Genomic DNA, 27,000 nt, shown 5'->3' on the forward strand with positions numbered 1-27,000 from the left:
CTCAGTTCACCAGGTCGCGGCAGAGGGCGGTGGCGCGGTGCACGATCGCGCCGCCGTCGCGGCGGCTGGACACCAGCCCGGCGGCACGCAGCGCGGACAGGTGCTCGGAGGACGACGACACGCTGATGCCGACCTGACGGGCGATCGTCGACGTGGTGTGCCGGCCGGGCGCGGTGACCTGGACCAGCACCGCGCTGCGGGTCCGCCCGACCAGGCCGGCCAGCGGATCGGCACCCGGCCGCGGGCCGTCCGGCACGGCCGGCGGCTCGACCGGATAGACCACCAGGGCGGGCTGATCCGGTCCGGTCAGCACCCGGGGGCGTGGCCCGGCGAACGGCGAGGGCAGCAGGAGCAGGCCGTGCCCGCCGAGCCGGACCTCGCCGTCCTGCCAGGCGCCGACCTCCAGCACCGGCGCCCGCCACCGGATCGCCGGGTGCAGGCCGGTGAGGACTCCGTCGGCACCGGACAGCGCGTAGCGGCTCGCGGCCTCGCTGACGGCCTGGCGGTGGGTGCGGTTCAGCGCCGTCCAGTCCGGTGCCAGCACCTGGTGGAAGTAGTCCCGCATCGCGGTGACGAGGGTGTCCAGCACCTCCGGGTCGGCGGCGGCGAATCGGCTGCGCGCGTCGCTGACCTCGGTGTTGGCGTACGCCGCGGTCACCTCCGCCCGGACGCGTCCGGCCGGCGTGGAGCGGATCGCCTCGAGCCCGTCCTCGATGGACGTCAGGCCTTCCCACGGGGTCAGGAAGTCCGGCACGAAACCCCGCGGCGGGACCAGGTGGTGCAGCGGCCGCAGCGCCGGAGCACTGGCGGCGACCCGGCGGGTGAGTGCCGGAAGGGCGGCGGCCACGGCGGGTTGCCGCAGGGCCTGCCCGGCGAGGAGCACGGTGCCGGCCGGATGAAGCCGGTCGGCGAACCGGATCCGCGTGAGGTCCGCGGGTTCCAGCCACAGGCGCAACATGGGGACAGCTTGCCACCCCTTTCGGCGGTGACCGAAACCGTTGACCGGCCGGAGCCGCTCCCCGACCCTGCTGGCGTGGCGGTCGGCGAGACGAGGGGTGGCCCGTGCACCGTACAAAAATGATCTTGGTGGTGGTGTGTCTGTTGCTCTCCGGATGCGGCGGCGGTCAGCCGGCCGCGCCCGCGTCTCCGGCACCCCGGCCCGCCGCCGGCGACCATCGGCTCACGCTCGACGTCGGCGGCAAGCAGCGCACCTACCTGGTGCACGCACCGCCGGGCTGGACCGGCGACAGGACCGTGCCTCTGGTCGTCGGCCTGCACTTCTACCCGGGCTCCGGCGAGCGCCTGCGGGACATGATCGGGATGGACGCCAAGGCTGACGAGCACGGATTCCTGGTCGCCTATCCGGACGGCGTCTCCGGCGGCTTCAACGCGCTGATCTGCTGCGGCGCCGAGGATGACGTCGCGTTCCTGAAGGCGCTCACCGATCGGATGATCGCCGAGTGGCGGGTGGATCCCGATCGCGTATACGCGGCGGGCATCTCCAACGGCGCCGACATGAGCTTCCGGGCCGCCGTGGAGGCGACCGGCGTGTTCGCCGCGATCGGTGCGGTGAGCGGCGGTTTCGGCGGACCCCGGGTGGAGGCGGCGGACTACGCGCCGAAGCGGCCGGTGTCGGTGGTGACGATCATCGGTGCGCTGGACCAGTATTACGACGTCTTCCGGGCAGGCATCCGGAAGTGGCGGGAGCGACTGGACTGCGAGCCCGGCAAAACCCCACCGAGCGGGGGCGTCGAGCGCACCAGTGCCCGCTGTGCGGATGGCTCTGACGTCGAGGTCTACGTCGTGACCGAGATGGGTCACTCGTGGCCGGGGGCGAAGACTGGGCAGATGGCCCTGCCGGACGCCCCGATCGTGGCGACCGACGTCCTGTGGGACTTCTTCGCCGCCCATCCGCGGCGGCTCTAGCCGACCATCAATAAACGGACTTTAGTCACATCGTACGAAAGTTTTTCATGAAGGCGCCAAAGTTGTTTACTTTGTTTCCGAAAGCTCCTAGCGTAACCGGGCATCGGCAAGACTCGATGTGCAAGCCCGCGTCTGGAGCGCCTCATGAAGAGACTGGTGCTGCTGTCCGCCGCCGCCCTCGTCGGCGTCCTACTTTTCGTTCCACCGGCCCATGCCGCCGTCCCTCCTCAGGAGCCCGGCGTCACCCTGCGCACGTTCGACCTGCAGACGTCCCGCGACTCGATCTGCACGCTCAAAACCGGCCAGACCCCGAACATCGACAAACGCATGTCGGTGATCAACTGGACGACCGCCGCCGACTTCGGCCTCGAGGACCGCTTCCAGTCCGAGGTGAGCGGCAACATCAACATCACGACGGCGGGCACCTATCAGTTCCGCCTGACCAGCGACGACGGATCCCGGCTGTACATCGACAGCACCCGGGTGATCAATAACGACGGGCTGCACGGCGCTGTTGCGGTGGAGGGCAGCATCAGCCTGACCGCCGGCTACCACTCGCTGCGCATCGACTACTTCGAGCAGGGCGGCGGCCAGCAGCTGACGCTCGACTGGCGGCCGCCGGGAGCGAGCGCGTACACGCTGGTGCCGACGACCGCGCTCAGCACCGACGCCGGCGTGGTCCGGGTGACCGCTCCCGGCCGCAAGGAGTGCGAGGGTGCCGGCGACAGCCCCGGCGACGGCCTGCCGCTCAACGCCGTGCACCCCGGGTACACGCTGACCAACCTGCGACCGGCCGGCTTCAACCCGCAGGTCAGCGCGATGGACTGGTTCCCGGACGGCCGGCTGGCGATCGCCACCTGGGGCGGCAGCGAGACGACCGTCGGTGAGGTCTACATCCTCAGCGGCGTCACCGGCAGCACCTCACCGAGCCAGGTCACCTACAAGCGGATCGCCACCGGGCTCCGCGAGCCGATGGGCCTCAAGATCGTCGACGGGAAGATCTACGTCTCCCAGAAGCACGAGCTGACCGAGCTCAACGACACCAACGGCGACGGGACCATCGACCAGTACCGCCGGGTCGCCACCTGGCCGTTCGACGGCAACTTCCACGAGTTCGCGTTCGGCCTGCTCTACCAGGACGGCTTCTTCTACCTGAACCTGTCCGTGTCGATCGACCTGGGCGGCGCGACCACCGAGCCGCAGGGCTCGGCGAACCGCGGCACCACCCTGAAGATCAACCGGTCCACCGGCGCCGTGCAGCACATCGCCGGTGGCCTGCGCACACCGGACGGGATCGGCTGGGGACCCGAGGGCGACATCTTCGTCACCGACAACCAGGGCGGCTGGCTGCCCGCCTCGAAGCTGGTGCAGATCAAGCAGGACCGGTTCTTCGGCCACTTCACCAACCCGGACGGCCCGTTCGACTCGCAGCCGGTCACCCAGCCGGTGCTGTGGCTGCCGCAGAACGAGATCGCCAACTCGCCGAGCACGCCGCTGCTGCTCAACACCGGGCCGTACGCGGGACAGATGCTCTTCGGCGACGTCACGTACGGCGGCATCCAGCGCGCCTTCCTGGAGAAGGTCAACGGTCAGTACCAGGGCGCGGTCTTCCGGCTGACCCAGGGCCTGGAGTCGGGCGTGCTGCGGCTGAGCCAGGGCCCGGACGGCGCCCTCTACACCGGCGGGCTCGGTGCGGGCGGCAACTGGGGGCAGGAGGGCAAGCTGACCTACGGCCTGCAGAAGCTCACTCCCAACAGCGCCGGCGTGTTCGACATCAAGGCCATGCGGGCGGTCGCCGGCGGCTTCGAGATGGAATACACGCAGCCGGTGTCCGCGGCCACCGCCGCCAGCTACCGGGCCACACAGTGGCGTTACGTTCCCACCCGGTCCTACGGCGGCCCGAAGGTCGACGAGGAGCAGCTGGCCGTCACCTCGGCGACGCTCTCCGCCGACCGGCTCAAGGTGACCGTCAAGGTCTCCGGGCTCAAGCCGGGCCGGGTCGTGCACCTGCGCTCACCGCGGCCCTTCACCTCCACCAGCGGCACGTCGCTGTGGAGCACCGAGGCGTGGTACACGCTGAACAGCCTGTCCGACGGCACGACCGTGCGGACCGAGCAGGTCGAGGCGGAGCACTCCGGGCTCAGCGGCACCGCCGGAGTGGCGACCGACCACACCGGATACACCGGATCCGGTTTCGTCGGCGGCTACGGCGCGGTCGGTGCGGCGACCACCTTCACGGTGAACGTGCCGTCGGCCGGCTCCTACCCGGTCTCGCTGCGGTACAGCAACGGCCCCAACCCGTCGGCGGGCGCCAAGACGGTGAGCCTCTACGTCAACGGCGCCAAGGTGCGGCAGGTCAGCCTGGCCGACACCGGGAACTGGGACACCTGGGCCACCAAGGCCGACACCGTCACGCTACGGGCCAACGGCAACACGATCGCCTACAAGGTGGACACCGGCGACGTCGGGCACGTCAACCTGGACAACCTGACCGTCGGTAACGGCACCGGGACCAGCACCGGACCGCGCACCGGCACTCTCACCGGCATCGGCGGCAAGTGCCTCGACGTCGACAACGGCGGCACCGCCGACAAGACCAAGATCCAGCTCTACACCTGCAACAACTCGTCCTCGCAGAGCTGGACCCGGTCCGGCGACACGCTCCAGGCGCACGGCAAGTGCCTGGACATCGACAACGGCGGCACCGCCAACGGCACCAAGGTGCAGCTCTACACCTGCAACAACGGTCCCGCGCAGGTATGGCAGCAGCAGGCCAACGGCTCGCTGCTCAATCCGCAGTCCGGCAAGGTCCTCGACGTCGCGGGCGGATCGAGCGCCGACGGCACCCAGATCCAGATCTGGGACTGGGCCGACGTGGCACAGCAGAAATGGACACACAACGGCACCAGCCGGGTCACCCTCTTCGACGGCGGCCAGCTCGGTTCCTTCCAGAACAGCGACGGCAGCGCGCCGACGTGGCCGATCTCCGGCGGTTCGGCCGAGGTGCTCGGTGGTGACATCAGGACCAAGCAGGCGTACGGGGACTTCAAGCTGCACGTGGAGTTCTGGCTACCCAATCTGCCCGCCGACGTGACGGGTCAGACCCGCGCGAACAGCGGGATCTATCTCCAGGACCGTTACGAGCTCCAGGTGCTCGACACGTACGGAAAACCCACCCTGGCCAACGACGAGTGCGCGGCGATCTATCAGAAGCGGGCGCCCTCGGCCAACGCGGGCACCGCTCCGGAGACGTGGCAGACCTACGACATCACGTTCCGGGCGGCACGCTGGAGCGGCACCACGAAGACCGAGAACGCTCGGGTGACGGTGGTCTGGAACGGTCAGACCGTGCACGACAACATCACGATCGACGGGCCGACCGGTGCCGGCGCCGCGGAGTCCGCCGCGGCCCTGCCCATCCGCATCCAGGACCACGGCGACCCCGGTGCCAACGTCCGTTACCGCAACATCTGGATCGAACCGGCGTAAGCAATCCGCCGGCCGGCACCGCGGTCATCGCGCGAGCTTTCGCGTGGTGGCCGCGGTGTCACTTTTAATAGTCTTCACAGATCGAATGACGTGTATGTAAGGTCGGTTCATGCGTACCCGTCTCGCCGCTCTTCTCGCCTGCGTGATGTCACTGACGGTCGTCTCGGCCCCGGCCGAGGCGGCGCGCCCGGCGGTGGCACTCGGCAGCGTCGTGCCCGCACCGGTGCAGGTACGCCCGCACGGCTCGGCGTTCCGGCTGACCGCGAGCACGGTCATCGAGGCACCGCCCTCGGCACGCGGCGTGGCCGGCCGCCTCGCGCAGGCGCTGCGCCCCGCCACCGGATATCGGCTGCCCGTCGTCCACCGGTCCCGGCCCGGCACACCCGCGATCGCCCTGTCCTCGAGCCACTCCGAGGCCCGGCTCGGCGCCGAGGGCTACCGGCTCGGCGTGCGGGCCTCCGGGATCACGCTGCGGGCGAACGGCAACGCCGGGCTCTTCGCCGGCGTGCAGACGCTGCTCCAGCTGCTGCCGCCCGAGATCGACGCGGGCACACCGCAGCGCAGCCGGTGGACGGTGCCCGGCGGCGAGATCGTCGACCACCCGCGGTTCGCCTACCGCGGGGCGATGCTCGACGTGGCCCGGCACTTCCACACCCCCGACGAGATCAAGCGGTACGTGGACGAGATCAGCCGTTTCAAGGTCAACCACCTGCACCTGCACCTCTCCGACGACCAGGGCTGGCGCATCCAGATCGACTCGTGGCCGCGGCTGACCACCGTCGGCGGCGCGCCGGGGACCGGTGTCGACGGCGCCGGCGGCGGCTACCTGACCAAGGCGGACTACCGCGATCTGGTCCGCTACGCCGCCGACCGGTACGTGACGATCGTCCCGGAGATCGACATGCCGGGCCACGTCAACGCCGCCCAGGTGGCGTACCCGGAGCTGACCTGCGACGGGGTCGCCCCGCCGCCCCGCACCGACACCGCGGTGGGCTACAGCTCGCTCTGCATCGGCAAGGAGGTCACCTACCGGTTCGCCGAGGACGTGATCCGCGAGTTGGCCGCGATGACACCCGGGCCGTACCTGCACATCGGCGGCGACGAGGCGCACGCCACCACCGACGCCGACTACGTCGCCTTCCAGGAGCGCGTGCTGCCGCTGGTGACGAAGTACGGCAAGATCGCGTATGGCTGGAACGAGATCGCCCAGGCGCCCGCCGCGCACCGGGCGATCGCCCAGTACTGGGGCCTGGCCACCGAGAACGCCACGCTCACGGCAGCCGTGGCGGCCGGCACGAAGGTGATCATGTCGCCCGCCAACCGCGCCTACATCGACATGAAGTACGACAGCACCACCCCGATCGGGCTGAGCTGGGCGGGTTACATCGAGGTGCGTACGGCGTACGACTGGGATCCTGGCACCCACCTGGCCGGCGTACCGGAGAGCGCCGTGCTCGGCGTCGAGGCCCCACTGTGGTCGGAGACCCTGCGCGACCTCGACGACATCGAGTTTCTGGCCTTCCCGCGACTGGCCGCCCTCGCCGAGCTCGGCTGGTCACCGGCCCGGGACTGGGAGTCCTTCCGCACCCGGATCGGCGCCTACGGCCCCCGGTGGACCTATCGCGGTGTCGACTTCTACCCCTCACCCCAGATCGCCTGGGCGGGGTGACCCGGACCGGGCTCAGGTGGCGGCGCAGGTCACCACCGGTGGGGTGTTGGTGCCGGTCCAGGAGCCGAGCAGCCCGAAGGTCGTGCTCGCCGCGGCGGCCAGCGCGCCGTTGTAGCTCTCGTTGCGGGCCGTCACGGAGGCGCCGGTGCCGGCCATGACCGCGTTCCAGACCTGGCTGACCCGCTGGCCGTTGGCGAAGGCCAGCGTGACCGTCCACCCGTTGATGCGCGCCGCCCCGGCCGTCACCCGGACCTCACCCTGGAATCCACCGGTCCACTGGCCGGTCTGCGAGTAGGCCGCCGTGCAACCGCCGCCGGCCGGCGGAACCGACGGCGACGGCGACGGCGACGTGCTTCCTCCGCCCCACGCGCCCGTGCCGTCCAGCCAGGCCGCGCGCTGGGTCATCCAGGTGCGCATGACCTGCACCTGCCCGGCCCAGGTGGGGCTGGTGTCGGTGATGAACGGGCCGATCATCCGGCTGCCCAGGTTCGGCCAGCGCTGGAAGTTGCGCTGCGCGGCGGCGGTCAGCGGAGCGGTCAGCGCGTCGACGCGGCTGCTGAGGGACGCGGTGGAGAGCGGGCCGCGGCGCAGCGACTGCCACCGGGCCTTCAGGTCGTTCTGGAACGCGGGGTCGGTGAGCAGGATCCGGAACCAGTCGTTGGCCTGCGGGGTACGGGTCTGCTGGTACTGCCATCCGGACGTCTGCTCGTTGCCGAAGAAACCGCCGGTGCCGAAGGTCAGGTCGTAGTCCCACAGCGGCCCGGCCACGATCGGGCCCTCCCGGTCCTTGTAGAAGTACGTGCTGCGCAGGTAGGAGTCCATCTCCCGGCTCAGCTCGTTGAGGATGATCAGGTCCACCCAGGACCCGGTGTCGATCCAGGATCGGTAACCGGTCTGCGGATCGGCGAACCCGGGGCTGTGCAGCATGTCGTGGAACTGCTGGAGGTACTGCGTCAGCCACGCCTTCTGCTGTGCGTTCAGCGGCGACGGGTCCTCGACCTCGAGGTAGTTCCAGCATGTCGCCGGCGACCCGGTACAGGTCAGCGTGGGCTCCTCCGCGGCGAGCCACTCGAACTTGAAGATGTAGCCGCCGGCGATCTTCGGCAGCGTGGTGTCCTCCTCCTCGAGCTGTTTGAGGTCGAGACGGTTCTTACTGTTCTTGATCGTCTCGACGATCATGTAGACGCCCTGGTAGTCGGCGGCGGCCACCGGCGCGGAGTCGGTGTTGAGGTAGAGCTCGACGAACCGGTAGCGCGGTGTCACCAGGCCCATCTCGCGGCCGAGGTCGTAGGCGAGCGCCTCGCGGATCAGCGATTTGTCGCTGAACGGCCCGCGCAGCACCCAGTCCGAGTCGGCCGGCATGCCGAGCACCTCGTGATCGGCGTCGTCGTCGGCGTTGTCGCGGAACTCCAGCCGGTACGGCGCCTTGTCGAACATGGCCGACGACTGGCCGCGCAGGTGAATGCCGGTACGGGTGGCGACAGCGGGTGCCGCCGACAGCGAGGTCCGCCCGGCAGCGGTGTCGAAGACCATGGCGGCGGCGTCCACGTACTCGCGCCCGGGTTTGCCCTTGCCGTAGGCGTCGATCAGCACCAGCGGCAGGTCGTGCGCGGTGTCCACCGTACGGGCCACGTAGAGCCCGGTGCCGGGTGCGCCGGTGGCCGCGCCGTTCACGTACGCCTGCGCCCGCAGTTGGGTGGTTCCGGTCAGGTTCAGCGGCCGGCCGGGGTAGACGGCGGACGCGGCGACCGGCCGGCTGCCGTCGGTGGTGTACCGGATCTCGGCGCCGGTGACCGCGCTGCTCAGCGCCACCGACACCGAGCCCTGGAACGTGCCGCTGGGCACCGAGAAGGTGATGTCACCGCTCAGTTCGTCCGCGGCTGCCGCGACGGCCGCGACTGGGACGGTCACCGTCGAGACGAGCATCCCGATGATGATCAGGGCCTTCGAGAAGCGCCTACCCATGGATCAAGTCCTCTCTCGCAGCGGTGAAGTGGCGTCTGAGCACCCGCCGCCAGGGCGCAGCCGGCAGGTCGGCGCGGAGGGCGGCGAGCCCGGTGGCGTACTTGGAGACGGCGACGGGACGGTGACCCCGGCACCACAACCGGCGGTCGGCGTCCGAGGCGGCCGCGGCGGTCTTGGTCTCCACGATCGCGACGCCGGGCAGCCGCAGCTCGCGGCCGCCGGCGGTCCAGCACAGGGCGGTGTCGACGGTGACCCGGCTGTCGGAGCCGGGCAGCAGCAACGCGAACCGCAGGTAGGCGGTGCGCAGGGTGGGTGTGAGGCCGGCGCGCTCGGCGGGCGTCAGGCCGTGCCGGGCGAAGACGTCGTCGAGGAAGGCGTGCCCCGCGCCGGCGATCAACTGACCGGGTACGTGCGGCGCCCGGTACTTGACCGTGCTGCCGCGGGGACCCGGCACCTTCACCTCCAGGAAGCAGGTGCCGGAGTCCACGTACGTCCGTGTCCTGATCTTGAATCGGCGGCGGTGCCGGTAGGCGGTCCGCAGGTAGCTGACCAGGTCCGGGGTGTCGAGGTAGAGCGACTCGTAGGTGAAGTGCCGGCGGCCGTCGATCTCGAGGACCCGGGCGTCCGGCGCCAGCGCCTCCAGCAGCCACCCCGCCTCGCCGAGCGGCACCATGTACTTGCGGTCGAACCGGCTCTGCAGGGCGGCACGCTCCTCTATCTCGGCCAGTTCGACGGGGGGAAGCGCCGCCAGCGTGCCGAAGGCGGCGGTCGTCGTGGTCATCGCCGGCCCGCGTAGGTGGGCGGGCGCAGCGGTGCCACCGGCTTGCCGGGCAGGATCACGTACCGGACGTCGGCGACCGTGGAGTCGTTGATCAGGTCGACCCGCAGCAGCCGGGCCGAGTGCACCTTGGCGCCGAGCAGCTCCTCGAGCCGGCGGACCAGCTCGTCCTCACCGGTCACGATGGAGTCGAGGACGATGATCTGCTGGCGGTACCGGCCGAGCAGCCACCGGTTGTCGACGATCGCCAGCACGACGAGGATCAGGCCCATCAGGGCGATGTTGCGCCAGATCGACACGGTCTCGAGGGCGCCCAGCAGGCCCAGCGCGAGCGCGGAGAAGAAGTAGGCGACCTCGTGCTGGTCCAGCTCGGTGGATCGCAGCCGGATGATCGACAGTACGCCGAACAGCGCGAACCCCAGCCCGAGACCCGCTCCGGCGCCGCTGGTGCGCAGCGCGTCGGCCACGGCCAGCACCCCGATGTTGACGGCGAAATAGGCAACCACGAGGTCGCGGCGCCGATGCCGCGGGAAGTACAGCCCGAGCACCAGCACGGTGATGGCCACCAGCTCGGCCCCGAGTAGGGCGAATTCGGACATGGTCCGGTCCTCCTGCGAGCGCTGAGAAATGTTTCGGAAGTTTCGGTAAACATCCGGAACTTCGCTCGAAGGCTAGGGTTAAAAATAGATGAATGTCAATGCTTTGACGTCCCTCGCGCCTTCTCCGGCACGGCTGAAACTTTCGGGGATCGGCAGCGCCGAAAGCGTCCGGGGATCGGAGTGGGGTGACCGATACGATCGCTGCGGAACATCAGGCGACAACAATCGGAGGTCACGTGGCACCGGATGACATCTCGCGCGGCGAGGCGGAACGCCTTCGCGGGCTCGACGAGGCGGCCCGGGTGGCCCGGACGTTCGAGGTCATCGGCGACAAAGGCGCGCTGTGGGTCTGGGGCGACGAGGACGAGATCCTGTTCACCGAGGACGCCAGGCGCCGGACCCTGCTGCCGATCTGGCCACATGCGACGGTGGCCCGGCTGGAGAACGAGGGCGAGGTCGACGGCGAGCACGCCATCAAGATCAAGGCGGACGTGTTCCTGAAGGAGTGGCTGCCTCAGCTCGAGGGGGACGACGCCGACATCGCGATCTTCCCGGTCGAGGAGCGCAGCGCGGCGGTCCTCACGCTCGCCGAGTTCCGCTCGCGGCTGACGTCCGCACTCCGGCTGAACTGACGCGGACCCCGGCCCAGGACGTCAGCCCCGGGCCGGGGCACCACTGCGGTTGAGGGTCAGGCGAAGGTGACGTCGCTGCACCACATGTAGGTCTGGTCGGCGTGCGAGGCCTTCCACATGACGAACACGATGTGCTGCCCGGTGTATCCGGACGTCGAGACGTTGAACGTGATGTCCTTCGCCGGCGCGTACCTGCCGGTCGTCGTGATGAGGTCGAGGTTGCCCCAGCCCAGGCGCTGGGTCTTGGGGTCGAACCCGTTCTTGCTCACGTAGACGCGGAGGAAGTCGGCACCGTGGCTCGCCTGGTCGTACAGGTGAACCGAGAAGTTACTGCCGATGGTGGTCGTCTTCCACGCACCGGGCTGGTTCAGGCTGTCGTTGCGGGCCAGGCCATTGCTGCACAGCTGCCCGTCGGGGGTCGCACCCTGGTAGTTTCCGCCGAGGCCGTCCCGCAGCGCACTCATCCAGTTCCACATGGTGTCGGGGTTGGCCTGCCACGCCTGCCAGCACATCGGATCCTGTTGCTGCATGGCCGGGTCCATGTGGTGGGTTCCCCAGGACGACCAGCACTGGTAAGCGCGGGTCGCCGGGCCGACGATGGTGCCGTGTGCCTGAGCGGCACCGGCCCACGGCAGCAGACCGACCACCAGCGTGAGGAGCAGGACAAGCACGCGAAGGGGCTGGCGGGGGGCCGACCGGGATCGCTTGCCGGATTTCTCGAGCTTGTTGAGACGCACTGTACGTCCTCCGTTCATCGACTTTGGTCAATGGGAGCGCTCCCAACAGTGAAGCAGCTATAGCCGGAAATATCAACAATGATCTAACTTCCGCGAGTGTGCCGAGTTGTCCCGACTCAGTAGGTTCCCGGTTTGCCCGAACCCGGTGAATCGCCTGGATAGCATGGTCGCGGAGGCCGACGTGAGACTGCTTCGCCGTATGCGGGTGACGACGCGCCTGGTGGCCGGATTCCTCCTCATGGCGCTGTGTGTGGTGGCCATCTGGATGGCCGCGGTGTGGTCCGCCGACAGCACGCGGGAGACCGCACAGGCCCTGTCCCGGTCCCAGGCCCAGCTCGACGCGGCCCAGCAGCTCAAATACCGGGTCACCGACATCAGCGGCTGGCAGGCCGGCTACGCGTTCAACATCGTGCGCGGGGCGCCGCACGCGACCTCGGACACGGCGCCCGAGCGGGCCGCGTTCCTCTCGGCGATGGACAACTTCGTCACCGAGCTCGACGAGGCGGCGGCACTGCCGCTGACGCCACCCGAGAGGGGGGACGTGGCGACGATCCGGACGGCGTTCCAGAAGTTCCAGGACCTCGACGACGAGGTGATCGCCGCCTACCGGGCCGGCTCCCCCGCACAGACCGAGAAGGCCAACAGCCTGGTCGCCGGCCCGGGGCTCGAGCTGTACGCCGTGATCGCCGGCGGTGTCGACCGGCTGCTCACCGGCGCGCGGGAGGCCGAAGCCGTCGCGCACAAGCGCGCCGACGACACCGCCGACCGGACCCGGCGGGTCGCCAACCTGGCCGGCTCCCTCGCACTGTTCGTCTCGGTCGTGCTCGCGATCGTCCTGGCGCTGTCGATCATCCGACCGCTGAGCGCACTCCAGGAACGCCTCGCGGACATAGCCGAGGGCGAGGGCGACCTGACGCTGCGGCTGGAAACCTCCGGACACGACCAGTTCACCGACGTCAGCCGGTCGTTCAACCTGTTCGTCGAGAAGATCGCAGCAACCGTACGCGAGATCCGCGACTCGGCCTCGACCGTCGCACACGCCAGCGAGACCCTGACCACCACCGCGATCCAGATCATGGTGGACGCCAAGGCGACATCGCGGCAGTCCGGCGAAGTGGCGCTCGACGCCGACGAGGTCGCCGCCAACGTGCGCACGGTCGCGGCGAGCTCCTCCTCGATGGGCGGCTCGCTGCAGAAGATCGCCGGTACCGCCGCCGAGGCGACCCGGGTCTGCGAGCAGAGCACCGAGGCGGCCCAGGAGACGCAGAGGGTGGTCGGCCTGCTCGCCACCTCGAGCCGCGAGATCGGCGACATCGTCAAGACCATCACCGCGATCGCCCAGCAGACCAACCTGCTCGCCCTCAACGCGACGATCGAGGCGGCCCGGGCCGGCGAGTCCGGCAAGGGCTTCGCCGTCGTGGCCGGCGCGGTAAAGGAACTGGCGCAGGAGACCGAGGCCGCCACCGACGACATCACGGCGAAGGTGCAGAGCATTCAGCAGGACACCACGACAGCCAACGACGCGATCGGCGGCATCGTCGAGACGGCCGTCCGCCTGGGCGAGTACCAGTCCGCCATCGCCGCGGCCGTCCAGGAGCAGACCGCGACGGCCGAGGAGATGAGCCGCACGATCAGCCGGTCGACGACCAGCTCGGCCGACATCGCGGAGAACATCGCCACCATCTCGTCCGGCGCGCAGACCACGACCAGCGGCGTCATCGACATCAAGCAGGCAACCCAGGAGCTGTCGCAGCTGAGCAACGAACTGCGCGTCCTGGTCGGCCAGTTCCGCGTCTGACCCCTCCCCCATCCCCCTCCTCCTCCCGCATTCGACCCCGGCTGGCCGTGAGAGGCGTCCCCCGGGCCGAAAAGCACCCCTCAGAGCCAGCCGACCCAACCAGCTGGCCGTGAGAGGCGTCTCGCGGGCCGAAAGGCACCCCTGAGAGCCAGCCGGCCAAACCGGCGGGTGGCGCGGCGGTCGGGGCCGCCGCGCCACGGGTGCGGTGTTTCAGGAGGCCGGGTGTTTCAGGAAGCCGGGTGTGTCAGAAGCTGGGTCAGCTTGTCCGGCAGGTGACCGTCGGCCAGGTCCAGTTGCCGTTGGCCATGATCGTCACGCCGAAGTTGTTGCCGTTGCCGTTCGGCCTCGCCGTGACCGTGCCACTCGTACCGCTGACCGAGGCGTTCCAGCTGTTCTGGATGCTCTGACCGCCGTTGAGGTTCAGCGAGACCGCCCAGCTGCTGGTGCCGCTGACCGCCACGTTCAGGTTGAACCGGTCACCGAACTGCTCACCGGCCGACAGCGTCGCCGTGCAGTTGCCACCCGGGTTCCCGGTCGGGCCGGTCGTCGGAGTGGTCGGGTTCGTACCGCCTCCACTGCCCTCGCGGACGGTGATGTCCGAGCTTCCGCTGCTCTGGTAACCCTCGGTCGCCATGATCTGGTAGCTGTGGTTGGTGCCCAGGTTCAGACCGGCACGGGCCCACGCGTCGAAGTGGTTGGCCGTCGTGATCGTGCCCGAGCTGCGCTTCTGCTGGCGCACACTCCAGAACTGGTAGAACGTCGCCGTGCCGTCGATCGACGGCTGGTTGACCCGCTGGCTGCGGTAGATGTCATAGGTACTGCCGTCAGTGGTCACCGACCCCATCCGGGTGGCGCCGCTGCTCGGGTTGTACGTACCGAAGTTCTCCACCACGTAGTACTCGATCAGCGGGCTGCGCGTCCACCCGTACAGCGCGAGGTAGCTGTTCCCGTTCGGGTTGTACGAACCCGAGTAGGTGATCGTCCTGCGGTTACCGGTGGCCCAGCCCTTGCCGCCGACCCAGTTGTTCGTGCTGTTGCTCCAGCTACTGGAGTAGCGGCCGTCAGCACGCAACGTCATGCTCGCGTTGCCGCTGTCCTTCCAGAACGAGAAGTAGTAGCCGTTGTGCGTACCGGTGGTGTTCGAGCTGACCGTCCGGTCCGACTCGGCATACGCGTTCGGCGCCATCACGCTGACGCCGACGGCGAGCACCGCGGCGAACGCGGCACCGAGAAGGAGCCGGATGCGGCCGCGCCTTCTCGGCTGGGTGGGGATGTCGTTCATGTAGATGCTTCCTCCTCGTGACGACTGGCGGAGGCCAGCAGTGCCTGACGACCCGGCGGGGTTGGCGGCGGCCAGGGGAAGGGCCGCCGGACAACAGCGTCATACCAGCGGTGGTGGTGAGTGGGTCGTGATGAACGGGCCCGACGTAATCGAGTTCCGTCGATGGCGACGGTAGGGTCCAGCTCGGCGGCTTGTCAACAACTTCCAGAAACATACCGGTAACCCATACCTGGGCCAGCCTCGTCGTTTTCACCGAGTAAGAGCAGCTCAAGACGCTTTATGGATCATAGGGACGCTGACTGATGTTACGAATACTGAGCCGTGTCGAGCGATAGAAGGGTTCCAAACTCCGAAAGTTTCGGGCCTCGGTCGTCAGCCTGCAATTCCCCGGCGGTGGACACGCTCGCCCTCGATCTTCGCTTCGTGCCATGGTGAGTGGCGTGGCGGAAAGCACGGGGAGCGGCGGGGGAAACGGCGTGCCGGAAACGGAATCCGAGCCTGTCCGCATAGCGGTCGTGCAGGACTCACCCCTCTACCGGGGCGTGCTGGCCGCCGCGATCCGCGCCGAGCCCGATCTGGAGGTGGTCGCCGAGCTGGCCGCCTGGCACGAGGCCACCACGCTCCCGATCCCCGCGGACCTCACGTTGCTCGACTTCGGCGGGGACGACGATCCGCTGCTCGCCGCGGCGGCGATCTGCACAGCCGTACCCGAAACCCGGGTGTTGATTCTGATCGACGCCGACCGCCATGACGTGCTCGCCCGGCTCGCCACCGACGACATGGACCGGGTGGGGTTCGTGACCCGGCGCGCCTCGATCGAGCATCTGCTGTCCGCGGTGCGCAGCCTGGCAGGCGGCAACCCGGTGATCGACCCGGAGCTGATCGCCTCGCTGCTGGTGCAGCCGGAGAACCCGCTGACCGGCCGGGAACGTGAGGTGCTGGCGCTGGTCGCGCAGGGCATCGGCGTCGGCGAGATCGCCGGCAAGCTGGCGCTTTCACCGGGCACGATCCGCAACCGCCTCAGCCGGATCACCACCAAGGTGGGCGCTCGCGACCGGGCCGACGCCGTCGAGCGGGCGCGCCGGGCCGGCTGGCTCTGAGCCGGTCGCCGCCCAGTAACCGGTCATCTCCCGATATCGCGGGCTGGTCTCGCGCAGGCTGTCGTGGTCGCCGAGCAGCGGGCCGTCCGGGTCGAGCAACAGGACCCGGGAGGCCCGCTCGGCGGAGCTGATCCGGTGGGCGATCACCACGAGCGGGCCGCGGGCGGCGAACGCGCGTTCCACCCGCTCCTCGGCGGCCGGGTCGAGGTGGCAGGTGGCTTCGTCCAGGACGGCCACCGGCGCCGGGGCCAGGTAGGCGCGGACGAGCGTGAGCAGCTGACGTTCGCCGGCCGACAGCTCACCGGGGCGCAGCAACGCCTGGAGACCGCCGAGCCGGGCCAGCAGTTGGGCAGCGCCGAGACGCTCGGCGGCGGCGAGGATTGCCCGGTCCGAGGCCGCCGGGTTCAGGTAGCGGAGGTTGTCCGCGACAGTGCCGGGGAAGACGTACGCCTCCTGCGGGATCAGCACCCGGCACCCGGCTCGGGCTGCCGGGTCGAGGCCGGTCACCGGGACGCCGCCGTACCGGACTGTGCCCCGGTCCGGCTCCAGGGTCCCGCAGAGCAGGCCGGCGAGCGTGGACTTCCCCGCGCCGCTCGGCCCGACCACGGCGAGGTGGTCGCCGGGCCCGACGGTCAGATCGGCGTCCCGCAGGACCGGGCGGGCCGCGGCGCCGTACCGGAAGGTGACACCCCGTAACTCCAGCGGCCCCGCGGCCGGCACACCACTACCGGCGCCGGGAACGAGGTCCGGCGATCGCGCGGCCCTCTGCAGCAGCCGGCCCAGCGTGACCACGAACCGCAGGCCGGCGTTGCCGACGGTGGCGACGAACAGGTCGAGGGCCGGAACGAGGACCTGAGCCAGGTAGGTGAGCACGCCGATCAGCGCCCCGGTGCTGATGCCGCCACCGGTGAGCCGCCCGGCACCGGCCAGGACCGCGACCAGCGGCAGCCATCCGGCGACCACCACCGTCAGTGACCGGAAGGCGGCCAGCCGGGCCAGCGCCCGTTCCGCACCGGCCTGCGCGGTGACCGCCTCGCCGACGTATCCGGCGGCACGGTCGGCGGCGCGGCAGGCCGCCACGTCACGGGCCGCGGTGGCCGCCGCGGACACCCGGTCGGCGAGGCGCTCACCGGCCGCCAGATATTCGCGCTGCCACCTGACGCCGAGCCGGAGCGCCACGGCGAACAGCCCCAGTCCGACGATCAGCGGCGGCGCGAGCAGGATCAGCAGCGGCGCGGCCAGGGACGCCGTGCCGAGCAGCGCGGCGAGGACCGTCACCACGAAGCCGCGGGACACCAGTACCAGGCCGGCGAACGAGTCCCGCACCGTCTCGACCTGCTGGGTCATCCGGGCCACCGCACCCGCCGGTACGGTGTCCGGGCCCGGCCGCGTCGCCGTGCGCAGCGACGCGGTGACCACCCGGGTGACCAGGTCGTCGCGGAACGGCTCGACCACACCGGCCACCGCGAGGTTCGTCTGCCGGGCACCCCACGCACCGGCCACGGCCGCGACCAGCAGCACGCTCAGCCACGCCAGGCCGGTCGCCGGGCGGTCACGGAGAAAGCCCTGGTCCACCGCCCGCGCCACGACCAGCCCGGACAGCATCGCGGGCGCCGACTCCGGCACCGACCAGGCCAGCAGCCGGAACACGTCGCCGCGATGGTGGCGCAGCACGACGGCGGTCTCCCGGCCGGCGCTCACGATCGCCCCCCGAAGACCGCCCGGTACTCCGGGTCGAACCACAGCCGCCGGTGCGGCGCGACCGCACGCACCCGCCCACCGTCCAGCCACACGACGGCCGCGCACTGTGCCGCGGTACTGACCCGGTGCGCCACGATCAGGTGGGTACGCCGGTCGTCCCCGAGGAGCAGCCGCAGAATCTGCGCCTCGGTAGCGGTGTCCAGGCTGGACGTGGCGTCGTCGAGGACCAGCAGGCGGCGGGCGTGCCACGCGCGGGCCAGTCCGAGCCGCTGCGTCTCACCGCCGGAGAAGGGCGCCTCGCCGAGCGGTGTCGACGCACCCTCCGGCAGCCGGGACACGAACGCGTCCGCACAGGCGGCCCGCAGAGCATCAGCGACCTCGCCGGGCCGGTCCTGGCCCAGCCCGACCGCGTCGGCGACAGTCGCGCCGACCAGTACCGGCCGTTCGAACGCGACACCCAGCTCCCGCCGCAGCGCCTCCGCGGACAGCTCGGGCAGCGGTACCCCGTCCAGCCGGACCAGGCCCTCGTCCGGGTCGATCAGGCGGGCCGCGAGCTCGGCGAACGTCGACTTGCCGGCCCCGGACCGGCCCACCACGGCGACCGGCCGGCCGCCGGGAAGGGTCGCGTTGACCCGCTCCAGCACCGGGACACCGCCGGCCAGGACCGTGACGTCGTGGAACGTCAGCACGCCGGGTCCGGGCGGCAGGTCGCGATGCCCGTACCGGGGCTCCGGCCGGTCCAGCACCTCGGCGACCCGGCGCATCCCGGCGCGGGCACGCGCCACCCGGTTGAACCCGGCGACCAGGCCGCCGATCCCGGCGCCCATCGCGCCGTACTGGACGGCCGCGAGCAGTTCGCCCGGGGTGAGCCGCCCGCGGGCGAGCAGCAGGCCGCCGACGGCCACCACCGACAGCTGCAGCAACGGCCCGATCAGGGCGCTCTGCCCGGCCGAGCGGGACAGCACGTGCCAGGTGCGGTGACCGGCGGCGGAGAGGTCCGGCAGCGGGTGCAGGCAGCGATCGATCTCGGCCGGCACGGTCCCGGCGGCGGCGATGGTGCGGCGGCCGGTGAGCGCGTCGGAGAGCCGGGCGGCGATGTCGGCCTGCGCACGCTGGTAGCGGAGCACGGCGTCGGAGGTGTCCCGCACGTGCCGCCGCAGGAGCACCGTGATCACCAGCGCTCCGGCCAGGTAGCCGGCAATCAGCCAGGGGTCCAGGTAGGCGAGCACGACGACCGCGCCGGCCACCGGCACCGTGCCCACCACGGCGAGGACCAGAGCCACGCCGCCCTGGCCCGCCTCCGCGGCGCCGGTGAGCACCCGGCTCACCACGTCACCGGTGGCGTCCGCCCGGCGCGCGCCGAGCAGCAGCGTGTGGCGGACCAGCCGGTGGCGCAACTCCGCGGTGCGATGCGCGGGCGCCAGCCCGGCGAGCAGGTCACGGATCGGATCGGCGGCCACGAGCAGACCGGCGAGCGCGAACGCCCACGTCAGCCAGAACTCGGTGTCACGACCGGAAATGATCGCGTCCACAGTGCGGCCGATCACCAGCGGCAGGGACAGCCCGGCGACCGCCGACAGCGTGGCGGCGACAGCGAGCGGCACCAGCGAGCGGCGAGTGGTCACGGGCGTCTCCTCAAGATCACGAAGTCGCGCTCACGGAGTCGCGACGTCGCGCGGCCCCGGGCCGGCTCGTGGCCGGCACGGGGCCGCGTCATCGATGGGGGGCCGATCGATGTCAGTTACAGGTGGTGACGCTCAGCGAGCTGTCACCGCAGAGGAGCAGCGACGCCTGGCTGCCGCCGCCACCACGCTGCTCGGTGGTCATTTCCATGCCCTGCAGGTCGAGGAGTGCCATGAGAGTTTCTCCTTCTAGATCAAATGATTCGAGATTTCGTACGAACGGACGGGTGCTGCCATGGTCAGTTACACGTCGTCACGCTGAGCGAGCTGTCGCCGCACAGCAGCAGCGACGCCCTGCTGCCGCCGCCACCACGCTGCTCGGCGGAGAGCTGCATGCCCTGCAGGTCCAGAAGCGCCATGGTCGTTCACCTCCTCCCCTCTTCGGTCGTGATCGGGCCCACCACGGTCGGATGGGAGTCGAGGAGCGGCAGGGTGACCGGCCGCTCGTTGCGGGCCATCGCCATCGCCAGCAGCACGCCGGCTGTTCCGGTGGCCAGGTCCATGGAGAGCCGCAGCAGTTGCTCGCCGGGGAAGGCCAGCCCGCCGCCGTACGGCAGGGCGTGCCAGGCCAGCCGGCGCACCTGCGCGGCCATGCCGGGGTCGCCGCGCCGGGCGAGGTAGGCAACGACACCGGCGCGTCCCGCGAACAGCCCGGACTGCACGTAGAGCGGAGAGCGGGCGGCCCGTGCGATCGCCACCGACGCGTCCCGGAACTCGTCGTCCGGCCGGTGCCGCAGGTACTGGTCGAGCACCAGGCCGATGCCGAGGCTGCCCTCCGCGAGGTACGGCATGGTCCGCCAGCCCTCGTTGACCTCCAGCGCGCCGTCCGGCCGCGTCACGCAGCGGCGCAGGTCCTGCCGCAGCGCGGTGCCGGCCAGGTCGAGATACGCCGTGTCGCCGGTGGTCTCGTACATCCGCAGGAACAACAGCGCCACACCGCTGGAGCCGCGGGTGAGCCCGGCGTGCGGGTGCGCACCACCGCTGGTCTCCGGCACCGAGCCGACGTCACCGAGCCGGTCCCGGGCCAGGTCCGCGGCGCGGAACGCCGCGTCTCGCAGCCCGGTCTCGCCGGTCCGGCCGGCCAGATGCAGCAGGTTGAGGCCGATGCCGGCGACACCGCCGGCCAGGTCCGGGCCGAGGCCCTCCCACCCGCTGCCGAGGCAGCGTTCGACCAGGTCCAGCGCGGCCTGCCGCTCACCCAGGTGGTCGAGGGTGTACGCGACGCCGTGCAGCCCGTCGAAGAAGCCGTGCCGTGGGTCGAACCCGGGATCGGCGGCGCGTTTGACGAGCCAGTCGCGGTGCTCGACGGGAATGTCCGCGCCGGATTCGGCAAGCGCGTACATCACTCCGGCCGCTCCGTGCGCGAGGCCGAGGCCGCCGACCCGGAACTGCTCGATGTCGCCCGGGTACAACCGGTCGGTGCGCTCGGGTGTCGCACTGCCGAGGATGGCGCGCACGAGCGCTCGGCGGGCCGCGGGCCAGGCGTCCGGGTCCGGGCCGAAGACGGACCAGTCCCGGGTGCCGACCGCCGCGAGCCGTGCGGCAGAAGGGCCTTCAACCACAGCAACGGTACGGTCGAGCAGCTCACGCGGCACCGGAAAGTGCTCCGCGATGACGTCCGCGAGGTGCCGCACCTTGGCGCGGTCCAGCCGCAGCAGCGGGGTGAGCGGCAGGAACAGCGCGATGGCGAGGCAGGCCAGCGCGTACTCGTCGACCGGAGCACCGACCCGGTCGCGCGGCGCGGCGAAGCCCTGGTTGCGCAGGCCCGGCCGGCGCTGCTCGGTGATCGGCGCGGCGACCTCGAAGTCGAGCAGCGCGATCCGGCCGTCCGGCCGCACCATGATGTTGAACATGTGCAGGTCGCCGTGGACGACACCGCGCTCGTGCAGGGCCCTGATCGCCTGCTCCACCTGATCGTGGACGGACAGCGCCCACCGGGTGTACTCCTCCAGCGTGGCGGCGCCGGCGTCCGGGTCGGTGAGCGGGTACTTCCGCACGATCAGCCGGTTCAGCGGTTCGCCGTCGACGAACTCCATGGCCAGGAACTCGTGCTCGCCCAGCGTGAACCGGTCACGCACCCGCGGCGAGAAGCCGGCGTCGGCGACCCGGTCGAGCATCTCGTGCTCACGGCGCAACCGGGTGATCGCGTCGTCCCCGCGGCCGTCCAGCCCCGCGTAGGGCCGTGCCTCCTTCAGCACGACGCGCTCGCCGGTGCGCTGGTCCTCGGCCGTGTAGAGGCCGCCCGCGTTGGAGTAGTGCAGGACCTGGGTGACCCGGTACGGCAGGTCGTTGGTGGTCACCGCGTTGCGGGCGTCCAGGTGCGGCTGGAGGAAGGCGGGCAGCTCGAGCCAGGGCGGCAGGGCGAAGACGGCCTGGCGCCGGTCGGGTTCGAGCGTGCCGTCCGGCCCGGCCAGCGCCGGCACCAGGTCACCGTCGTCGGCGACGCAGTACAGGTGGGCGAAGGCGCCGTACCGCACGTACAGCGGGCCGTCGCCCCAGCGCAGGTCGCTGAGAATGTACGGGCCGGACTCGCCGGTCAGCAGGGCGCCGAGCTCGGTGAGGATGGTCTGCGCGGCGGTGTCATCGGACGGATAAATGGTGGCCAGCTTGCCGCTGGACGCACGTGACGCGTATTTCGAGTTGCGCATGAACAGCACCTGCGGTGAGCGCAGGAATTTGAACGGGATTCCCCGCGGCACGCAGTAGTGCCAGATCGTGTCGACGATCTGTTGCGCGTTTTCCGGCCGGCCCGAGGAATGGATCTTCCACCCCTGCCGGGGCAGCGTCGCGCCGTCCCGGCCGGCGATCAGCCAGTCGTCGTGCGCCCGGATGCTCCACCCGTCCGGCAGCTGCCGGCGGGCGGCCGGGAAGTCGCCCGCCGAACGCTGAACGGTCGCCAGCGAGTCGTAGAACAGCGGGTCAGCGGCACAGTAGGCGTCGTATCGGCGGTCCATCCCGGCCTCCCTTCATCGGTATGCACCAATCCTGTCCGGAGCGGCCGGGCACCGACAGTCGCCGATGTCAGAGGGTGTGGCACACGATTCACGGCGCATTACTGACAAACGCAGCGTTTGACGGAAGGACGCCAGGGAAAAGAGTGGCCGCTCGATGTGCGATCAACGCGCGACGGCGCTACGGTCCCTGATGGACCGACTCGGCGAAACAGGATGGAGAGCGTTCCCGTGGTGACGGCAGAAGTGCCCGATCGAACGGCTGGACGCCACCTGCCCACGGTCCTTCGCCTGATCATCCTGGCGGGTTTCGCCGTGGTGGCCTATCTGCTGGTGAGCGCCGGTGCCGCGCGGGCGGACGACAAGCCGGCGATCCCCGGCGTCAAGGACGTCGTCGAGGCGGTGACACCGGCCCGGGAGGATCCGATTCGGAAGGATTCGGCCGAGGTCACGCGGATCGTCAAGAAGGTCCCGGCAAAGGTTGAGCCGGTCACCCGCACTCTCAAGCCCGTCACCAAACCAGTCACCAAGACGGTCGAGCGCGTCACCAAGCCAGTCACCAAGCCCGTCACCAAGACGGTCGAGCGCGTCACCAAGCCCGTCACCAAGACGATTCGGCCCGTGACCGAGCCGCTGGCCAAAGCACTCAAGCCGGTGACCGCGCCTCTCACCAAGCCGATTGCTGCCGTTCCCCTGCCACGACCTGTTCCGGTCGCGGATCCGGTCATCGCGCTCCCCGACAGCCCGGCGCGGGCACCGGCTGCGTTGCCCGTCGCCCCGATCGCTGTGGCGCAACCGCTTGCTGTGGCGCAACCGCACGCTGTGGCGCCGCCGATCGCGGTGGCGCAACCGCTCGCTGTGGCGCAACCGGTGGCCGGCGCCACGGCCCTGCATCACATCGCACGGCCGCCGTGCGCCGAGCACGCACCGGCGAGCACGCGGCATCACGCCACGGTCGCCGCCACGGGTGGGGACTATCCGGTGCCGGTGACGCTTCCCGCGTACCTCCGGCTTTTGAATTCCTGGATCACCGGCGGAGCGGACCTCGCCCCGCAGGCCTGGGCCGTCACCCCGGCCGCGTGGCTTCCCGCGGCCGACGCGGCCGCCACCGTTACGACCGGCTTCTCGGACCACAGCGGGCGCTGCCCCGCCGGCGCGGCACCGCCCGGCTGACCCTTCCCGTCCACGTCCGGCACCGCAGTGTGCCGGCGGGACTCCGTGCCTTTGTCAGCTGCCGATTCAGCGCCGTGACCACTCCCGGCGAATCGGGCAGAGTGCACGAACCCCGGGAAGGGAACCCTCGTGATCCGCATCATGCTGGTCGCTGACGCCTGCCTGCTCAGAACCGCCCTCGGAAGGGCCCTGTCGCACGAACCGGGCCTCGACGTCGTCGCCGGGAACACCAGCGCGGAAGTGACACCGGAACTGGCCGTCAAAGTCGACGCGGACGTGTTCGTCGTCGACCTGGACACCCTGAACGGCGCGGTCATCGACGCCGTCGACACCCTCACCGAGAACCACCCCGACCGCGCGGTCCTGGTGCTCACCACGGTCGCCGCCTCCAACGCGCTGCGGCACGCCGTCGGCTGCCGGGTCCGGGCGTACCTGAAGAAGGACTGCGACATCGGCGACCTGGCCGACGCGGTCCGGCGGGTGGCGGCCGGTGAACGCTTCATGGAACCGGCGATCGCCGCGTCGATGCTCATCGCGCGGCCCAACCCGCTGACACCGCGGGAACGCGACGTCCTGCGGCTCGCCGCGGAGGGGATGTCCGTACGCGACATCGCCGGCGCCCTGTTCCTGACGGCCGGCACCGTCCGCACCTATCTCTCGACCATCATGCAGAAGGTCGGAGCGCGCAGCAGGCTCGACGCCATCCGCATCGCCACCGAGGCGAACTGGCTCTGAGCTGGTCCTCTAACGGGTGATATGTGGCCATTCCGGTGTGGACCTGGGGGCGGTGGGTAGCTCAGATACGACGTCATCGAGGACGTCACCGAGGCGATACACCGACGACCTCTCAGGAGATGACCACATGGCTACGTCCACCCGCGAGAACCACGACACCACCCACTACGCGCACGGCCGTTCGCGGGGCGAGGAGACCAAGCCCTCGTTCAAGACGAGCGAACTGGTCGTCTACTTGCTCGCCGTCATCGGCGTGCTGATCGCCTCGAACGTGGTCGGCGACGGCTCCTCGAACAACGGCGCCGACTACTTCGCGGCGGACAAGGCATGGTGGTACATCACCCTGCTCACCGTCGGCTACCTGATCAGCCGGGGCCTGGCGAAGGCCGGCAGCCGCACCAACGACCACGACCCCCGCACCCACTGATCTCGCACCCTGATCTCACACCCACTTGTTCCCGCGCTCCACGCACGGCTCCTGACCGGGGGCCGTGCGTGGTTGCGGTTGCCGTGTAGGAGTGGCTGAGCGCAGCACCCACGCCCAGCCAGGACGCTCGGCTGGCGGTCACGCACCTTATCCGGCCGTCATTCCGTGCGTCACCGCCAGCCGCGCCCGCTCGGCTGGCGGTCACGCACCTTATCCGGCCGCTATTCCGTGCGTCACCGCCAGCCGGGCCGCCACCACGTGCGTCACCGCCAGCCGGGCCGCCACCACGTGCGTCACCGCCAGCCGGGCCGCCACCACGTGCGTCACCGCCGGCCGGGCGCTTCGGGTGTCAGTGCCAGCTGGGGGGACGGGCCGTTTGCGGGCGCGGAAGCCGGGTAACCAGGCCGGACACCGCTCGATGTCGTGGCCGTTCCCGCGTGCCTGGCCACGGCGGCCGCCGGTCCCGCCGCGGCCTCATCCCCCCGCAGTACCCCGCTTGTCTGCTCGATGCGTCGTGATGCTCAGCCGGCAAGATCTTAGGAGTCGTGCCATGAGCACATCTGTATCCACGGCGCTTCCCGGCCCCAAGCCGATGATCGAGGCCACCCAGTCGCGCGCGGCCATCGCGATGCTCTGGGTCTTCGTAGTCGGGCCGTTTCTCGCGTTGTTCGCCGCCATTCCGATCGCCTGGGGCTGGGGCTTGTCCCCGCTGGACGCCGCCATGGCCGTCACCGGCTACGTGATCGCGGTCGCCGGGGTGACCGTCGGCTTCCACCGCCATCTCACGCACGGCTCGTTCAAGGCCCGACGGCCGCTGCGCCTGGCTCTGGCCGTCGCCGGATCATTGGCCGTCGAGGGGCCGCCGACCGAGTGGGTCGCTGACCACCGCCGGCATCACGCCTTCACCGACCGCGAGGGCGACCCGCATTCGCCCTGGCGGTACGGCACCGGCGTCCGGGCCCTGGCCAAGGGCCTCTGGTACGCCCACTGCGGCTGGTTCTTCAACCCGGAGGTCACCAACAAGTCCCGGTTCGCCCCCGACCTGCTCGCCGACCGCGGCATCCGGATCGTCGACCGGCTGTTCCTGCCGTTGATCGCCCTGTCGCTGCTGACGCCCGCCCTGATCGGAGGGCTGGTCACCGGCACCTGGGCCGGCGCCCTGTCCGCCTTCTTCTGGGCCGGGCTGGTTCGCATGGCGCTGCTGCACCACGTCACCTGGTCGGTGAACTCGATCTGCCACGTCGTGGGTGAACGGCCGTTCGACAGCAAGGACCGGGCCACCAACTTCTGGCCGCTGGCGATCCTGTCGTTCGGCGAGAGCTGGCACAACAGCCACCACGCCGACCCGACCGGCGCCCGCCACGGCGTGCTCCGGGGCCAGATCGACCCGGCCGCCCGCCTCATCCGGATCTTCGAGAAGCTCGGCTGGGTCTACGACGTACGCTGGCCCGACCCGGTCAGGCTCACCGCCAAGCGCAACGACAGCTCGACGGCCGCACTTCGCAAGGCCGCCTGAGGGTCAGGAGCCGGACGCGTCCGCGGAGGCGAGGAACGCCAGCAGTTCGGGATCGGCCGGCCAGGTCACCCGGTCGGCCTCCTCCTCCGTACAGGTCAGCAACGCCACAGTGACCCAGGTGTCTCCCCGCGCGACCACCCGGCAGAAACCGCCGCTGTCCAGCCACCGCCGCACCACCTCGACCGCCGGCGAGGCTGCCGGACCCGGTCCACTCAACGCGGCGCCGACGGTGTCCACGAACCACCCCTCGAACTGCTCGATCGACCACTTGCGCCGCAGGACCAGCCAGTCGTAGTTGCGGATGTCCTGCGCCAGCCACAACACGTCGGCCGCCTGCTCCCGGGTCACCCGGACCTCGCCGGACTCCGCGAGGTCCGCGGCGAACATCAGCATGCCGTGGTGGCGCTCCTCGACGTTCTTGCGCCAGATCGCCGCGGCGTCGGCGTCGGCGGTCGCCGCGCCGGCGAGGGCCAGCATCACGTGGACCTGGCGGGCATGGGTCTCGGCGAGGTGCCGGGCGTACCTGGCGAGTTTCGCCCGCAGCCCGGTCAGCGCGCGGATGTCGGTGACGAACTGGCGGTCCGGCAGCGCGACCTGCTCGTCGTCACCGGCCAGAGTCACGTCGACGAGGTCGGACAGGAGCTGGCGCTTGTTGCCGAACACCGCGTAGAGGGTCTGGACGGCGACGCCCGCCTCGGCGGCGACGGCGGTGAGCGGCGTGGCCGCATAGCCGGGATCCACGAACAGTTTGGCGGCCGCGTCGAGGATCGCGCGCCTGGTCTGCCGGGCCTGCTCCTGGCGCCGCTCCGAGACGTATCGCCGGTTGACACTCACCGCTGC

General features: G+C 70.6%; 22 protein-coding genes. 10 read left to right on the plus strand and 12 right to left on the minus strand.

What is annotated here, in order from left to right; genetic code table 11:
- Position 1: 1 nt before the first annotated feature.
- Positions 2 to 958, minus strand: a complete 957-nt coding sequence (locus ACFQV6_RS19825; RefSeq protein WP_378028997.1) for a winged helix-turn-helix domain-containing protein — start codon at positions 956 to 958, stop codon at positions 2 to 4.
- Between the two features lie 119 nt (positions 959 to 1,077).
- On the opposite strand from ACFQV6_RS19825, the gene ACFQV6_RS19830 reads away from it, so the two are divergent.
- The 3 genes from ACFQV6_RS19830 (at position 1,078) to ACFQV6_RS19840 (ending at position 7,084) form a co-directional block, all read left to right on the plus strand.
- On the plus strand, positions 1,078 to 1,926 hold the full coding sequence (locus ACFQV6_RS19830; protein WP_378028998.1) for an alpha/beta hydrolase family esterase: 849 nt from the start codon (positions 1,078 to 1,080) through the stop codon (positions 1,924 to 1,926).
- 144 nt (positions 1,927 to 2,070) lie between these two features.
- Positions 2,071 to 5,415 (plus strand): family 16 glycoside hydrolase, encoded by a 3,345-nt coding sequence (locus tag ACFQV6_RS19835; protein ID WP_378028999.1) that lies wholly within the window; start codon positions 2,071 to 2,073, stop codon positions 5,413 to 5,415.
- Between the two features lie 109 nt (positions 5,416 to 5,524).
- The gene (locus ACFQV6_RS19840) at positions 5,525 to 7,084 is read left to right on the plus strand and encodes a beta-N-acetylhexosaminidase (protein WP_378029000.1); all 1,560 of its coding nucleotides are present in this window, start codon (positions 5,525 to 5,527) and stop codon (positions 7,082 to 7,084) included.
- A 12-nt stretch (positions 7,085 to 7,096) separates the two neighbouring features.
- Here the strand turns inward: ACFQV6_RS19840 and ACFQV6_RS19845 are convergent, their stop codons facing one another.
- From ACFQV6_RS19845 to ACFQV6_RS19855, 3 genes are read right to left on the minus strand one after another with little or no spacing between them, the layout of a single operon-like run.
- Positions 7,097 to 9,049: a CotH kinase family protein gene (locus ACFQV6_RS19845; RefSeq protein ID WP_378029001.1), complete on the minus strand. Its 1,953-nt coding sequence runs from the start codon at positions 9,047 to 9,049 to the stop codon at positions 7,097 to 7,099.
- Positions 9,042 to 9,830 carry a polyphosphate polymerase domain-containing protein gene (locus tag ACFQV6_RS19850; RefSeq protein ID WP_378029002.1) on the minus strand — a complete coding sequence of 263 codons (789 nt, stop codon included), beginning with the start codon at positions 9,828 to 9,830 and terminating at the stop codon, positions 9,042 to 9,044. Before ACFQV6_RS19850 ends, ACFQV6_RS19845 begins: the two co-directional genes overlap by 8 nt.
- Positions 9,827 to 10,426: a DUF4956 domain-containing protein gene (locus tag ACFQV6_RS19855; RefSeq protein WP_378029003.1), complete on the minus strand. Its 600-nt coding sequence runs from the start codon at positions 10,424 to 10,426 to the stop codon at positions 9,827 to 9,829. Before ACFQV6_RS19855 ends, ACFQV6_RS19850 begins: the two co-directional genes overlap by 4 nt.
- A gap of 236 nt (positions 10,427 to 10,662) precedes the next feature.
- On the opposite strand from ACFQV6_RS19855, the gene ACFQV6_RS19860 reads away from it, so the two are divergent.
- Positions 10,663 to 11,058: a DUF2750 domain-containing protein gene (locus tag ACFQV6_RS19860; RefSeq protein ID WP_378029004.1), complete on the plus strand. Its 396-nt coding sequence runs from the start codon at positions 10,663 to 10,665 to the stop codon at positions 11,056 to 11,058.
- A 56-nt stretch (positions 11,059 to 11,114) separates the two neighbouring features.
- Here ACFQV6_RS19860 and ACFQV6_RS19865 read toward each other — a convergent pair whose 3' ends face one another.
- Entirely contained in the window at positions 11,115 to 11,729 is a 615-nt protein-coding gene (locus tag ACFQV6_RS19865) for a lytic polysaccharide monooxygenase (RefSeq protein ID WP_378029005.1), read from the minus strand.
- A 247-nt stretch (positions 11,730 to 11,976) separates the two neighbouring features.
- Between ACFQV6_RS19865 and ACFQV6_RS19870 the strand changes: the two genes are divergently transcribed.
- Positions 11,977 to 13,593 (plus strand): methyl-accepting chemotaxis protein, encoded by a 1,617-nt coding sequence (locus tag ACFQV6_RS19870; protein ID WP_378029006.1) that lies wholly within the window; start codon positions 11,977 to 11,979, stop codon positions 13,591 to 13,593.
- Positions 13,594 to 13,849: 256 nt separating this feature from the next.
- On the opposite strand, the gene ACFQV6_RS19875 is transcribed toward ACFQV6_RS19870, so the two are convergent.
- Complete coding sequence (locus ACFQV6_RS19875; RefSeq protein WP_378029007.1) at positions 13,850 to 14,875, minus strand: glycoside hydrolase family 11 protein; 1,026 nt, start codon at positions 14,873 to 14,875, stop codon at positions 13,850 to 13,852.
- A gap of 515 nt (positions 14,876 to 15,390) precedes the next feature.
- Between ACFQV6_RS19875 and ACFQV6_RS19880 the strand changes: the two genes are divergently transcribed.
- Positions 15,391 to 15,975 carry a LuxR C-terminal-related transcriptional regulator gene (locus ACFQV6_RS19880; RefSeq protein ID WP_378029008.1) on the plus strand — a complete coding sequence of 195 codons (585 nt, stop codon included), beginning with the start codon at positions 15,391 to 15,393 and terminating at the stop codon, positions 15,973 to 15,975.
- Here ACFQV6_RS19880 and ACFQV6_RS19885 read toward each other — a convergent pair.
- The 5 genes from ACFQV6_RS19885 to lanKC all read right to left on the minus strand — a co-directional run bounded on the left by ACFQV6_RS19885 (position 15,871) and on the right by lanKC (position 22,312).
- On the minus strand, positions 15,871 to 17,676 hold the full coding sequence (locus ACFQV6_RS19885; protein ID WP_378029009.1) for an ATP-binding cassette domain-containing protein: 1,806 nt from the start codon (positions 17,674 to 17,676) through the stop codon (positions 15,871 to 15,873). The two genes, ACFQV6_RS19880 and ACFQV6_RS19885, sit on opposite strands and share 105 nt — an antisense overlap.
- On the minus strand, positions 17,673 to 19,301 hold the full coding sequence (locus ACFQV6_RS19890) for an ABC transporter ATP-binding protein (RefSeq protein WP_378029010.1): 1,629 nt from the start codon (positions 19,299 to 19,301) through the stop codon (positions 17,673 to 17,675). Before ACFQV6_RS19890 ends, ACFQV6_RS19885 begins: the two co-directional genes overlap by 4 nt.
- 112 nt (positions 19,302 to 19,413) lie before the next feature.
- Positions 19,414 to 19,533, minus strand: coding sequence for a SapB/AmfS family lanthipeptide (locus ACFQV6_RS19895; protein WP_378029011.1), 120 nt, complete (start codon positions 19,531 to 19,533; stop codon positions 19,414 to 19,416).
- 64 nt (positions 19,534 to 19,597) lie between these two features.
- Positions 19,598 to 19,717, minus strand: coding sequence for a SapB/AmfS family lanthipeptide (locus ACFQV6_RS19900; protein ID WP_378029012.1), 120 nt, complete (start codon positions 19,715 to 19,717; stop codon positions 19,598 to 19,600).
- A 6-nt stretch (positions 19,718 to 19,723) separates the two neighbouring features.
- The gene (lanKC, locus tag ACFQV6_RS19905) at positions 19,724 to 22,312 is read right to left on the minus strand and encodes a class III lanthionine synthetase LanKC (protein WP_378029013.1); all 2,589 of its coding nucleotides are present in this window, start codon (positions 22,310 to 22,312) and stop codon (positions 19,724 to 19,726) included.
- A gap of 243 nt (positions 22,313 to 22,555) precedes the next feature.
- Between lanKC and ACFQV6_RS19910 the strand changes: the two genes are divergently transcribed.
- The 4 genes from ACFQV6_RS19910 to ACFQV6_RS19925 all read left to right on the plus strand — a co-directional run bounded on the left by ACFQV6_RS19910 (position 22,556) and on the right by ACFQV6_RS19925 (position 26,160).
- Complete coding sequence (locus ACFQV6_RS19910) at positions 22,556 to 23,482, plus strand: hypothetical protein (RefSeq protein WP_378029014.1); 927 nt, start codon at positions 22,556 to 22,558, stop codon at positions 23,480 to 23,482.
- A gap of 129 nt (positions 23,483 to 23,611) precedes the next feature.
- Positions 23,612 to 24,217, plus strand: a complete 606-nt coding sequence (locus ACFQV6_RS19915) for a LuxR C-terminal-related transcriptional regulator (protein ID WP_378029015.1) — start codon at positions 23,612 to 23,614, stop codon at positions 24,215 to 24,217.
- Positions 24,218 to 24,344: 127 nt separating this feature from the next.
- Positions 24,345 to 24,644 (plus strand): hypothetical protein, encoded by a 300-nt coding sequence (locus ACFQV6_RS19920; protein ID WP_378029016.1) that lies wholly within the window; start codon positions 24,345 to 24,347, stop codon positions 24,642 to 24,644.
- Positions 24,645 to 25,194: 550 nt separating this feature from the next.
- The gene (locus ACFQV6_RS19925; RefSeq protein ID WP_378029017.1) at positions 25,195 to 26,160 is read left to right on the plus strand and encodes an acyl-CoA desaturase; all 966 of its coding nucleotides are present in this window, start codon (positions 25,195 to 25,197) and stop codon (positions 26,158 to 26,160) included.
- Between the two features lie 3 nt (positions 26,161 to 26,163).
- Here the strand turns inward: ACFQV6_RS19925 and ACFQV6_RS19930 are convergent, their stop codons facing one another.
- Positions 26,164 to 26,994, minus strand: coding sequence for a TetR/AcrR family transcriptional regulator (locus ACFQV6_RS19930; RefSeq protein ID WP_378029018.1), 831 nt, complete (start codon positions 26,992 to 26,994; stop codon positions 26,164 to 26,166).
- Positions 26,995 to 27,000 lie beyond the last annotated feature (6 nt).

The sequence above is a fragment of the Actinoplanes sp. GCM10030250 genome, from assembly GCF_042666575.1.
Taxonomy (GTDB): Bacteria; Actinomycetota; Actinomycetes; order Mycobacteriales; family Micromonosporaceae; genus Actinoplanes.

What these genes read in the sequence shown, in the direction of transcription:
- ACFQV6_RS19875 (WP_378029007.1), bottom strand. Translation starts at nt 14,875, where the DNA reads ATGAACGACATCCCCACCCAGCCGAGAAGGCGCGGCCGCATCCGGCTC.
- ACFQV6_RS19900 (WP_378029012.1), bottom strand. Translation starts at nt 19,717, where the DNA reads ATGGCGCTTCTGGACCTGCAGGGCATGCAGCTCTCCGCCGAGCAGCGT.
- ACFQV6_RS19855 (WP_378029003.1), bottom strand. Translation starts at nt 10,426, where the DNA reads ATGTCCGAATTCGCCCTACTCGGGGCCGAGCTGGTGGCCATCACCGTG.
- ACFQV6_RS19920 (WP_378029016.1), top strand. Translation starts at nt 24,345, where the DNA reads ATGGCTACGTCCACCCGCGAGAACCACGACACCACCCACTACGCGCAC.
- ACFQV6_RS19835 (WP_378028999.1), top strand. Translation starts at nt 2,071, where the DNA reads ATGAAGAGACTGGTGCTGCTGTCCGCCGCCGCCCTCGTCGGCGTCCTA.
- ACFQV6_RS19840 (WP_378029000.1), top strand. Translation starts at nt 5,525, where the DNA reads ATGCGTACCCGTCTCGCCGCTCTTCTCGCCTGCGTGATGTCACTGACG.
- ACFQV6_RS19850 (WP_378029002.1), bottom strand. Translation starts at nt 9,830, where the DNA reads ATGACCACGACGACCGCCGCCTTCGGCACGCTGGCGGCGCTTCCCCCC.
- ACFQV6_RS19925 (WP_378029017.1), top strand. Translation starts at nt 25,195, where the DNA reads ATGAGCACATCTGTATCCACGGCGCTTCCCGGCCCCAAGCCGATGATC.
- ACFQV6_RS19825 (WP_378028997.1), bottom strand. Translation starts at nt 958, where the DNA reads ATGTTGCGCCTGTGGCTGGAACCCGCGGACCTCACGCGGATCCGGTTC.
- ACFQV6_RS19895 (WP_378029011.1), bottom strand. Translation starts at nt 19,533, where the DNA reads ATGGCACTCCTCGACCTGCAGGGCATGGAAATGACCACCGAGCAGCGT.
- ACFQV6_RS19845 (WP_378029001.1), bottom strand. Translation starts at nt 9,049, where the DNA reads ATGGGTAGGCGCTTCTCGAAGGCCCTGATCATCATCGGGATGCTCGTC.
- lanKC (WP_378029013.1), bottom strand. Translation starts at nt 22,312, where the DNA reads ATGGACCGCCGATACGACGCCTACTGTGCCGCTGACCCGCTGTTCTAC.
- ACFQV6_RS19830 (WP_378028998.1), top strand. Translation starts at nt 1,078, where the DNA reads ATGATCTTGGTGGTGGTGTGTCTGTTGCTCTCCGGATGCGGCGGCGGT.